The sequence below is a fragment of the Microbacterium sp. genome (genome assembly GCF_041909575.1).
Lineage (GTDB): Bacteria > Actinomycetota > Actinomycetes > Actinomycetales > Microbacteriaceae > Microbacterium.
Genome location: NZ_JAYRDE010000111.1, coordinates 1 through 10,263, shown reverse-complemented (window position 1 = coordinate 10,263; position 10,263 = coordinate 1). Strand labels below are relative to the sequence as shown.

Below are 10,263 nucleotides of genomic sequence, written 5' to 3'. Positions count from 1 at the left end.
CGGCCGCAGCGGGGTCCGCGGTGCACGTGCGGGACGTCCGGGTCGTGCGCGGAGAACGGATGCTGCCCGCGGTCTCGCTCGAGGCGGCACCGGGCGCGGTCGTGCTCGTGGAGGGCCCGAGCGGCGCGGGCAAGTCCAGCCTCTTCGCTGCTCTGCGCGGCGCCGCTGCGTTCGAGGGCGAGGCGACGTACGGCGACACCGATGTGCGCACCCTCGCCCCGTCGACATGGCTCGCATGGGCGGGTCAGCACCCGGGGCTCGTGTCGGGATCCGTCGCGGCCAACGTCGCGCTCGGCGACGACGACGCGGATGCCGCGCTCGTGCGGCGAGCTCTGGACCTCGCGTGCGCCGCCGACCTCGACCCCGCACGCGAACTGGGCGTGCAGGGCGCCGGGCTCTCGGGCGGCCAGGCGCAGCGCGTGGCCGTCGCCCGCGCGTTCTACCGGCACCTGCGCGGGCGCGCCGGCGTCCTCGCACTGGACGAGCCGAGCTCGGCCCTGGATCCCGAGACCGAGGCGCGACTGTGGCGGAGCGTCCGCGGCCTCGCCGACGCCGGCGCCGCCGTGCTGCTGATCTCGCATCGCACGAGCGCCCGCGCGATCGCGGATGAGGTCGTGCGCCTGGAGCACAGCGAGGTGAGCGTGTGAGCTCGTCCGTCCCGCCGGCGACGACTGCCCGCAGCGTGCTGAAGGGGGCGCTCCCTTCCGCACGGCGCTTCTGGCCGGCGCTGGCGTCCGGCTTCGCGTCGGAGGCCTCGGCCGTCGCGCTTCTCGCCGTGAGCGCGTGGCTCATCGTGCGGGCCAGCGAGCAGCCGCCCGTGCTCTACCTGTCGGCGGCGGTCGTCGGGGTGCGCTTCTTCGCACTCTCCCGCGCATCCTTCCGCTATCTGGAGCGGCTCACCGGCCACGATGCCGCTCTGCGCCAGCTCGCGGCCACTCGCGCGTCGCTCGTCCGGCGGCTCGTGCCGCATGCCCCCGACGGGCTGTCGCGCACCGGGCGCGGTTCGGTGCTCGGCGCGCTGGTCGACGATGTGGACGACCTGCAGAACCTCCCGCTGCGCGTCGTGCAGTCGCTCGTCGCGTCGGCGACGGTCGCCGTGGGCGCGGTCGTGCTGGTCGCCGTCATCTGGTGGCCGGCCGCGCTCGCGCTGCTCGGATGCCTCGTCGGCGCAGGCCTGGCCGCGACGCTGTGGGGCTGGGCCGCCGGCGGTCGCGCCGAGCGCGAGATCTCCCCGCTGCGCGGGCGCCTCACCGACGCCGTGGTGGACCACCTCGCGAGCCTCGACGTCCTCCTCGCCTACGGGGCGGAGGAGCAGAGCCGCGCCCGCGTGGCCGCCGCCGACGCCGCGCTCCGCCGCGCGGTCGTGCGCCGGTCCGGCGCGCAGGCGGGCACCGCGGCGGTCGTGTCGCTCCTCGCCGGCGCCGCATCGATCCTGGCCGTGCTCGCCGCGCTGCCGGGGGCGGCATCCGGCGCACTCACCGGCCCATCGCTGGCGGTGGTGGTCCTCGTGCCGCTGGCGGTGTTCGAGGTGTTCGCCGCGGTGCCGATGGCTGCCGCGGCGTGGCGTCAGGTCCGGGCGTCCGCCGAGCGCATCGCAGGAGCCCTTCCCGACGCGCTGCCCGACGGGCTCGTCGACGAGCACGTCGCCCCGACCGGCGAGCCTCCCGCGCTGGGCACGGGCCTGCGGCTGCGCGGCGCGTCGGTGCACTGGCCGGCCGGCGCCGCGCCCGCCCTCCACGACGCGGACCTCGACGTCCGCCCCGGCGAGCGCCTGCTCGTCATCGGACCCAGCGGTGCAGGCAAGACCACCCTGGCGCACGCTCTCGTGCGGTTCCTCGACGTCGAGGGCGAGTACGACATCGGCGGGCGCGCGGTCCGCGACCTCGCCGGCGACGACGTGCGACTCACCGTCGGCCTGTGCGAGCAGCGGCCGATGCTCTTCGACGAGGACATCCGGCAGAACCTCCTGTTCGCCCGGGAATCGGCTTCCGACGCGGAACTCGAGGCCGTGATGGCGCGCGTGGGGCTCGGCGGATGGCTGGACGAGCGCGGCGGCCTCGACGCGCGCGTCGGCGAGCGCGGATCGCTCGTCTCCGGCGGTCAGGCGCAGCGCATCGCCCTGGCGCGCGCCCTGCTGCGGGGCTTCCCCGTGCTCGTGCTCGACGAGCCGACGGCGGGGGTCGACCCCGCGGCATCCGATGCGCTCCTCGCGGACCTGCTGAACGCCGTCGGGCCCGAGCAGGCCGTGGTGCTGATCTCGCACGCCGCCGTGCCGCCCGGGCTGGTGGACCGCACCGTGCGCATCGACGCCGGTCGCCTCTCCTCCTGAAGACGGCCGGATGCGTCGGCTAACGTCGGGGCATGACCCTCACCGTGCGCGTCGCGACCCGGCAGGATGCCGCCGCGATCTCGCACATCCGCGTCGACACGTGGCGCGCGGCCTATGCCGGGCTGATCGCGCAGGAGATCCTCGACCTGCTCGACGCCGACGCCGAGGCGGAGCGCCGCATCGCCCGGTGGGATGAGAACCGGATCGATCCGACGGTGGTGGAGCTCGTCGCCGAGGTCAACGGCGCCCCCGCGGGCTGGGCGGCGCTCGGCGCCTCGATGGACGCCGACCGTCCCCGCGACGGTCAGCTCTTCGCGATCTACGCCCGTCCGGAGTACTGGTCGCGCGGCGTCGGCCACGCGCTCGTGATCACGGCCGAGCGCCATCTGCGGGCCGCGGGATTCCGCCGGGCGCACCTGTGGGTCCTCGACGGCAACGAGCGCGCGGCCGCGTTCTACGAGGCCCACGGCTGGCGCGAGGACGGCGGCACGATGACCGACGAGCGGCGCGGGCAGGGCGGCGCCGTGTACACGCTGTTCGAGCGCCGGCGGGTGCGCGACCTCAGCGAGCCGATTCCGCCTCGGTGACCCCGGCGGCGGCCTCCGGCTCCGCGGGCGGCTCGACCCGGTCGATCGTTGGCTGCGAGGAGTCGCCCGTCTGCGCCTGTGCCGCGGCCGCGATGCGGCTCGCCATCCCGGCGAAGATGAAGCCGTGGAAGGGGAGCACCGCGAGCCAGTACAGGCGACCGGCCAGGCCCCGCGGGAAGAAGACGGCCCGCTGGTCGTAGCGCGAGCCGGCGCCGTCGGGCGACGCCTTCAGCTCGAGCCACGCGAGCCCCGGCACCTTCATCTCGGCCCGCAGCCGCAGCATCCGTCCCGGCTCGATCGCCTCGACCCGCCAGAAGTCGAGCGCGTCGCCGACGCCCAGCCGTGCGCGGGAACGCCGTCCGCGGGCGAGACCGATGCCCCCGACGAGCCGGTCCATCCACCCGCGCACCGCCCACAGGAGCGGGGACGAGTACCAGCCGTTCTCTCCTCCGATGCCCTCGATCACGCGCCAGAGGGCCTCGGGCGGCGCGGACGTGCGGGCCGTCCGCGCATCGGTGAAGGCGACGCGGCCCGACCATTCCGGATCGCTCGGGAGCGGGTCGCTGGGCACGCCCATGACCTCGGAGTCCGCCCAGCTGGTCTCGACGCTGTCGGCCTCGACGCGCGAGAGAGCCATGCGCACGGCCTCGCGGTAGGGCGTCAGGCCGTCGGCAGGCGGCGGGACGAGGTCGTCGATCGCGTGGTCCTTCATGACGCACTCGTTCTGCAGCGACTCGACCAGCGGACGGGCGATGGATGCCGGAATCGGCGTGACGAGGTTCACCCAGAGGGACGCGAGCCGGGGCGTCAGCACCGGCAGCGCGGCGATCGGCCGCTGGTGCAGGCCGGCCTCGACGGCGTAGCCGTTCATCATCTGGCCGTACCGGAGCACGTCGGGTCCGCCGATGTCGACGGCGCGGTTCACCTCGGGGGCCACACGCGCGGCACCGAGGAGGTAGTGCAGCACGTCGCGCACGGCGATCGGCTGGATGCGGTTGCGCACCCATCGGGGCGCCGGCATGTACGGCAGCACCTCGGTCAGATGCCGCACCATCTCGAACGACGCCGACCCCGCGCCGATCACGACGCCGGCCTGCAGCACGAGCGTCGGGACGCCGCTGTCGAGGAACACCTCCCCCACCTCGACGCGCGAGCGCAGGTGGGGCGAGAGCTCGACGTGGGAGGGGTGCAGACCGCCGAGATACACGATGCGCCCGACCTCCGCCGCGCGCGCCGCCTCTGCGACCGTCGCGGCGGCGCGGCGGTCGGCATCGGCGAAGTCTCTGCCCGCCGCCATCGAGTGCACGAGGTAGAAGAGCACGTCGACGTCGTCCACCGCGCGGGCGACGGCGGCGGCATCCGTGGCGTCGCCGGCGACGACCTCGACCCTGCTCCCCCACGAGAAGGCCGACACGCGCGCGGGATCGCGGGCGAGGACGCGCACCACGTAGCCGCCCGCGAGGAGCCGCGGCACCAGACGGCCCCCGATGTAGCCCGTCGCCCCGATCACGAGCACGCGGGGCGCGGTGCCGTCGGATCGGGGGACGGCGGCGAGCGCCGGCTCGCGGCCGGTGGGGGCGGAGAGGTCGTCCATGTCGGCAGGCTACGCCGTGCCCGCGGTGCGGTGCAGGGGTTGACGCACCCGCATCGTGGGGGTCAGCGCCTCAGGGGAGCGTCCTGCCGAAGGCCCGGGCGCCTTCGGGCGAGGGCAGCGGCGTGAACCCGACGCGCGGATAGAACGCGATCGCCCCGGCGTTGTCGGCGGACGCGACGAGGTGGATCCCCGGCACGCCGCGCCGCGCCAGCTCGGCGGCGAGGGTCTCGATGAGCTGCCGGCCGAGGCCGCTCCCCTGCGCCTCGGGGAGGAGGTCGATGTGCAGGTGCGCGGGGTACGCCTCGCCGAAGTCCTGCCCCCCGTCGCCGCGCCCGTAGGCGTAGCGCAGGATGCCGTCCTGTCGGGTGACCTCGGCGGCCGGCCGCGGCCATCGCCCGGCGTGACGCGGCCACCACTCGTCGCGGAACCACTCCTCGAACGCCGCTGTGTCGGGAGCAGCGACGATGTAGCCGACGACCTCACCCTGGTCGGCTTCGACCACGAAGGCGAGGTCGGGATGACGGTGGACGTAGGGCAGCACGAAGATCTCGGCCCAGAGGTCGTCGTCGTCGAGCACCCCGGTTCCGTCGGCTCCGGCATCCGCGGTCCTCAGGCAGATGTCGGCGAGCGCCGGCTCGTCACCGGGGCGGAAGGGGCGGATGCGCACCCGACGAGTCTAGGAGCGCGGGCCAGGCACGGCGACGAGCTGCACCGCCGATGCCGCGAGCCGCAGCCGCACCGGCATCCCCGGCGCGAGCCCCAGCTCGGCCGCGCGGCCGGCCGGCATGTCGACGGCGATCTCGGGCTCGGCGGTGCGCACGCGCACACCCGCCGGCGTCTGCTCCAGGCGCGTCACGCGCGCGAGCCACTCCCCCCGACGAGGTTCGGGCGCGAGGCGCAGGGCGGCGGTCCACGTCTCGCCGGGGACGCCCGCGACCTCGACCGACGACGGCTGGAACACCGCAGCGACCTCGCTGCCGTCGAGGCGATCGGATGCCGCATCCCCGGCATCGAGCGCCAGCGGGCCCTGCGTCCACCGGCCGGAGTGGACCGAGCCCACGACGCGATTGAGCCCGGCGACAGCCGCGGCGAACCGCGTCGCCGGCGTGGCGAGGACGTCGCGCACCGGACCGGACTGCGTGACGCGCCCCTCTTCCAGCACGACCAGGCTCGTCGCGAGCGAGACCGCGTCGACGGCGTCGTGCGTGGCCACGATGGCAGTCGTCCGGGTCGCCGTGAGCTGGTCGTGCAGCAGGGCGCGCACGTCGGCGGCCGTCTCGGCGTCGAGCGAGGTCAGCGGCTCGTCGAGCAGCAGCGCGGACGGGGAGGTCGCGAGGGCACGGGCCAGCGCCACCCGCTGCTGCTGCCCGCCGGAGAGCTGCGAGGGGCGCCGTGCGCCCATGCCCGCGAGGCCCACTCGCCACAGCCATTCGTCCGCCTCGGCCGCCGCGACGGGCTTGGTCGCACCGTGCACGCGCCGCCCGAAGGCGATGTTCTCGTGCGCCGTGAGGTGCGGGAACAGCCGGGGCTCCTGGCCGAGGAGCACGATCCCGCGCTGCGACGGCGTGGTGCGCAGGCGGGGCCGCGGGGCGCGATCGAGCTCCCGCTCGCCGAGTCTGACGTACCCTTCGCCGAGGTCGACGAGCCCGGCGAGCACCCCCAGGAGCGTGGACTTGCCCGCGCCGCTCGGCCCCATGACGGCCACGACCTCGCCGGGTTCGGCGTGCAGCGCCGCATCCAGGCGGAACGCCGCGCGCTCCACGACCACCCGGGCATCCAGCGCCGCCCCGGTCATCGCTGCGCCTCCGGCCGCCAGGCGCGCACGAGCAGCAGCACGCCGATCGCGGTGACCAGCAGCAGCAGCGACAGGGCGACCGCCGTCCCCTGCGAGACGCCGGCGCCGTTGAACGCGGTGTAGATCGCCAGCGGCATCGTCTGGGTGACCCCCGGCGCGTTGCCCGCGAAGAGCGCGGTCGCGCCGAACTCGCCGATCGCGCGGGCGAAGCAGAGCACGATCCCCGCGATGAGCCCCGGCGCCGCGAGCGGCAGGGTCACGCGTCCGAGGATCGTCCACCGGCCGGCGCCGAGCCCGGCCGCGGCCTGCTCGTACCCGACGCCGGTCGTGCGCAGCGCCCCCTCGAGCGCGAGCACGAGGAACGGCAGCGCGACGAAGGTCTGGGCGAGCACCACGGCCGTCGTGGTGAAGGGGATTCGCACACCCCACTCCGCGAGGACGCCGCCCAGCCAGCTCGTGCGACCGAAGAGGAACAGCATCGCCACGCCCCCGACCATCGGCGGCAGGACGAGCGGAACGGTCACGAGCGCGCGCAGCACGGCGGACGTGCGAGGGCCGCTGCGCGCGATGCGCAGCGCGAGCGGCACGCCGAGCACGACGCACACGGCCGTCGCGGTGAGCCCCGTGCCGAGCGAGAGGAGGAGCGCCGAGACCGCCTCGGGAGAGGTGATGTCGGTCCACAGCGTCGACCAGTCCACACGCAGCACGAGTGCGGCCAGCGGCAGCGTGAGCAGTGCCAGCCCCAGGATCGCGGGGACGGCGAGGATGCGGGGGACGAACCCGGTGCGTCCATCGGGGGTCATGGCGCCCCGAACCCGAACGCGTCGAGCACCGCGCGGCCTCGGTCGGACAAGACGAACGCCACGAACGCCTCCGCAGCCGCGGGATGGGACGCCTCCGTCAGGGCGGCGATCGGGTAGCGGTTGACGACCTGTGCGGCGCGCGCCGCCTCCACCGACTCGACGTCGTCGCGGCCGCGCACGTCCGTGGCGTAGACGAGCCCCGCATCCGCTTCGCCCGCCGCCACCTTGGTCAGCACGGCGGTCACGTTCTGCTCGAGGCTCGCCGGCGCCACGGTGACCCCGTTCTGCTCGAGCAGCGTCTGCGACGCGGAGCCGCACGGGACCTCCGGCGCGCACAGCACGACGGTGAGATCGTCCGCGCCGAGGTCGGCGATCGATGCGACGCCGCCGGGGTTGCCCGCCGGCACCGCGATGACGAGCGTGTTGGAGGCGAACAGCTCCGGCGCGGTCGCGAGGCCGGCGTCGACGACCTTCTGCATGTTCTGCTCGTCGGCGGAGGCGAAGACGTCCGCAGGCGCCCCCTCGATGAGCTGGGTCGCGAGCGTGCTCGATCCGTCGTACGAGATCGGCAGCACCTCGAGCTGCGGATGCCGCGCCTCGAACTGCTCCGCGAGCTCGTCGAAGGCGGCGCCCAGCGATGCGGCGGCGAAGATCGTCAGCTCGCCGGTGAGCTCCTCCGCGACCGGCTCGGACGGTGCCGGGACGCCTCCGCCGGCGGGTTCGTCGGCCACGCGGGCGCAGCCGGCCACGACGAGGAGCCCTGCGAGCACGGACGTGGCGAGGACGAGGCGGCGCGGCATCCGTCAGGCCCGCGGCTTCTCGACGATGACGGTCGTGGCCTTGACGACGGCCACGGCCAGGGAGCCGACCTCGAGGCCGAGGTCGTCGGCGGCCTCGGCCGACATGAGCGACACCACGCGGTGCGGGCCGGCCTGTATATCGACCTGCGCCATGAGGCCGTCGCGCTGCACGCGGGTGACGAGGCCGACGAAGCGATTGCGCGCGCTCGAGGGCACGTCGCCGTCCGCGGGCGCCGCGGCGAGCTCCGTGGCGCGCGCCGCGAGCGCGTCGCCGGGCACCTCGGCGGGCGTCGACCCGGTGGTCGCCAGCGCTCCCGCGTCGATCCACCGGCGGACGGTGTCGTCGCTCACCCCGAGAAGCCGTGCCGCTTCGGAGACCTTGTATGTCGGCATGTCCGCACGATATCACCGCAGTTGCGCCCCAAGGGCCGGAATTCTGCCGCACGTGCGGAGGATCCGGCAGCCTCGGTCCGACCCGGCCGCGGGCGCAATACCCTGGAGCCATGCCGATCCCGCCGCTCGTCGAGCCCGTCGCCGCCCTCGCGGACGACGAGGCCGCACGCACCGCGCGCCACGCCCGCCTCGCCGGCTTCGCCGTGGTGGCGCAGCGCCGGCTCGCCGCGGCGCACGTCGCCGTGGTGGGCGCCGGAGGCCTCGGATCGCCGACGGTCCTCGCCCTCGCAGCCGCCGGCATCGGCACGCTCACGGTGATCGACGACGACGAGGTCGAGGCATCCAATCTCCAGCGGCAGGTCATGCACCGCGCCTCCGACATCGGGCGGCCCAAGGTCGATTCGGCGGTCCGCGTCGCCCACGACCTCTCACCCCGCACCACCGTGCATGCGGTGCGCGCGCGGCTCACGCGCGGCAACGCGGCGCGGCTTCTGGCCGGCGCCCACGTCGTCGTCGACGGCACCGACACCTTCGAGACGAGGGATGCTGTCGCGGGCGCCGGCGCGCCGCTCGGCGTGCCGCTGGTGTGGGGCGTCGTCCAGGAGTTCCACGCGCAGGCGACCGTGTTCTGGTCGGCGCCGCCGGCGGGGATCCCTGCCGTGGTGCTGTCGGACCTCTACCCGCCCGAGTCGGTCGGCGACGTGCCGTCGTGCGAGCAGGTCGGCGTCCTCGGCCCGCTGTGCCTGCAGGTCGGGGCGATCCTCGCCGCCGAGACGGTGAAGCTCGTCACCGGGGTCGGCGAGCCGCTGCTCGGCCGCGTCCTCGTGATCGACGCCCTGCGCGGGCGCACCGACGAGGTGCCGCTGGGACCGGCGGTCCGAGTCGCCGCGGAGGTTCGCACCGTCGCGGCGCCCGCTCCCCTGCATGGCATCGCCCACGTCGACCTCGGGACGGCACTCGCCGCGCAGGCCGCGGGCGCCACGCTCCTCGACGTGCGCGAGCCGCACGAGACCGCGACCGGCGTACTGCCGGGCGTGGTCGAGGTGCCGCTCGCCCGGCTGCTCGCCGAGCCGTCGCTCGCCGGCGCCGGTCCGGTGGTCGTCGTGTGCAAGGTCGGCGTGCGCGCGGAGCGCGCGGCCCGCGCACTGCAGGACGCCGGGATCGAGGCATCCGTCCTCGCCGGCGGCATGGACGCGTGGGCGCCTGCGCTCCGCGAGCGGTCTCCGGCATGACCGGGGACCTCCTCGTCCCCGTCGAGGACCACCTCGCCGCGGTGCTCGCCGCCACGCCTCTCCTCGAGAACGTGACGGTGCCGACCTCGGCGGCGCGCGGGCGCACGCTGCGCGCGCCGGCACGGGCGGCCGTCGACATCCCGGTCTTCGACAACTCCGCGATGGACGGGTTCGCCGTGCGGTTCGCCGACGTGGCGGATGCCGCGCCCGACGCACCCGTGACGCTGCGGGTGGTCGCGGACCTTCCCGCCGGGACGTCGCTGGATCCCGCACTCGGCCCGGGCGAGGCCGCGCGCATCATGACCGGCTCGCCCGTGCCCTCCGACGCGACGGCGATCGTGCCGTTCGAGGACACCACCGGAGGCCTCGCCGACTCGCTCGATCGCGTCGAGGTGCTGCAGGCGCCGCGCGCGCCGGGCGCGCATGTGCGCCGCCGCGGCGAGGATGCCCGCACCGGCGACGAGCTGCTCCCCGCCGGAACCCTGCTGGGCGCACTGCAGCTCGCCGCGATCGCGGCGGCCGGGATCGCGGAGGTCACGGTGAGCCGGACGCCGCGGGTCGCGGTCGTCTCGACCGGCTCCGAGCTCGTCGCGCCCGGAACGCCGCTGGAGCGCGGTCAGATCCCCGAGTCCAACAGCGAGCTCCTGGCCGGGCTCGCCGCCGAGGCCGGCGCGGAGGTCGTCCTGCGGCTCAGCGTGAGCGACGACGGCGAGGGCCCGCGCGAGGCCCT

The 10,263-nt window shown here is 75.5% G+C and carries 10 protein-coding genes and 1 pseudogene; 5 read left to right on the top strand and 6 right to left on the bottom strand.

Translation table 11 applies throughout. The annotated features are described in order from the left end of the window. The 3 genes from ACE3O1_RS13055 to ACE3O1_RS13045 all read left to right on the top strand — a co-directional run. A partial coding sequence (locus tag ACE3O1_RS13055) for an ATP-binding cassette domain-containing protein (protein WP_374315722.1) occupies nt 1-647 on the top strand: 647 nt, incomplete at its 5' end. After that, nucleotides 644-2,329: a thiol reductant ABC exporter subunit CydC gene (gene cydC, locus ACE3O1_RS13050; protein WP_374315720.1), complete on the top strand. Its 1,686-nt coding sequence runs from the start codon at nt 644-646 to the stop codon at nt 2,327-2,329. The genes ACE3O1_RS13055 and cydC, both read left to right, overlap by 4 nt. Before the next feature lie 32 nt (nt 2,330-2,361). Next, nucleotides 2,362-2,916 carry an N-acetyltransferase family protein gene (locus ACE3O1_RS13045; protein WP_374315718.1) on the top strand — a complete coding sequence of 185 codons (555 nt, stop codon included), beginning with the start codon at nt 2,362-2,364 and terminating at the stop codon, nt 2,914-2,916. Here the strand turns inward: ACE3O1_RS13045 and ACE3O1_RS13040 are convergent. The 6 genes from ACE3O1_RS13040 to ACE3O1_RS13015 all read right to left on the bottom strand — a co-directional run bounded on the left by ACE3O1_RS13040 (nt 2,891) and on the right by ACE3O1_RS13015 (nt 8,301). Continuing rightward, nucleotides 2,891-4,510, bottom strand: a complete 1,620-nt coding sequence (locus ACE3O1_RS13040; RefSeq protein ID WP_374315716.1) for an SDR family oxidoreductase — start codon at nt 4,508-4,510, stop codon at nt 2,891-2,893. The two genes, ACE3O1_RS13045 and ACE3O1_RS13040, sit on opposite strands and share 26 nt — an antisense overlap. Before the next feature lie 70 nt (nt 4,511-4,580). Next, nucleotides 4,581-5,177: an N-acetyltransferase family protein gene (locus tag ACE3O1_RS13035; RefSeq protein WP_374315714.1), complete on the bottom strand. Its 597-nt coding sequence runs from the start codon at nt 5,175-5,177 to the stop codon at nt 4,581-4,583. 9 nt (nt 5,178-5,186) lie between these two features. Beyond that, on the bottom strand, nt 5,187-6,305 hold the full coding sequence (locus ACE3O1_RS13030; protein ID WP_374315712.1) for a sulfate/molybdate ABC transporter ATP-binding protein: 1,119 nt from the start codon (nt 6,303-6,305) through the stop codon (nt 5,187-5,189). After that, nucleotides 6,302-7,108 (bottom strand): ABC transporter permease, encoded by an 807-nt coding sequence (locus tag ACE3O1_RS13025; RefSeq protein WP_374315710.1) that lies wholly within the window; start codon nt 7,106-7,108, stop codon nt 6,302-6,304. The genes ACE3O1_RS13030 and ACE3O1_RS13025 overlap by 4 nt, the downstream gene beginning before the upstream one ends. After that, entirely contained in the window at nt 7,105-7,908 is an 804-nt protein-coding gene (gene modA / locus ACE3O1_RS13020; protein WP_374315709.1) for a molybdate ABC transporter substrate-binding protein, read from the bottom strand. The genes ACE3O1_RS13025 and modA overlap by 4 nt, the downstream gene beginning before the upstream one ends. A gap of 3 nt (nt 7,909-7,911) precedes the next feature. Beyond that, nucleotides 7,912-8,301 carry a molybdopterin-binding protein gene (locus tag ACE3O1_RS13015; protein WP_374315707.1) on the bottom strand — a complete coding sequence of 130 codons (390 nt, stop codon included), beginning with the start codon at nt 8,299-8,301 and terminating at the stop codon, nt 7,912-7,914. Between the two features lie 110 nt (nt 8,302-8,411). Here ACE3O1_RS13015 and ACE3O1_RS13010 point away from each other — a divergent pair, with 110 nt between their 5' ends. Both ACE3O1_RS13010 and ACE3O1_RS13005 read left to right on the top strand, forming a co-directional pair. After that, on the top strand, nt 8,412-9,533 hold the full coding sequence (locus ACE3O1_RS13010) for a ThiF family adenylyltransferase (RefSeq protein ID WP_374315705.1): 1,122 nt from the start codon (nt 8,412-8,414) through the stop codon (nt 9,531-9,533). Then, a pseudogene (locus ACE3O1_RS13005) lies at nt 9,530-10,263 on the top strand (molybdopterin molybdenumtransferase MoeA); the annotation flags it as partial. The gene ACE3O1_RS13010 and the pseudogene ACE3O1_RS13005, both read left to right, overlap by 4 nt.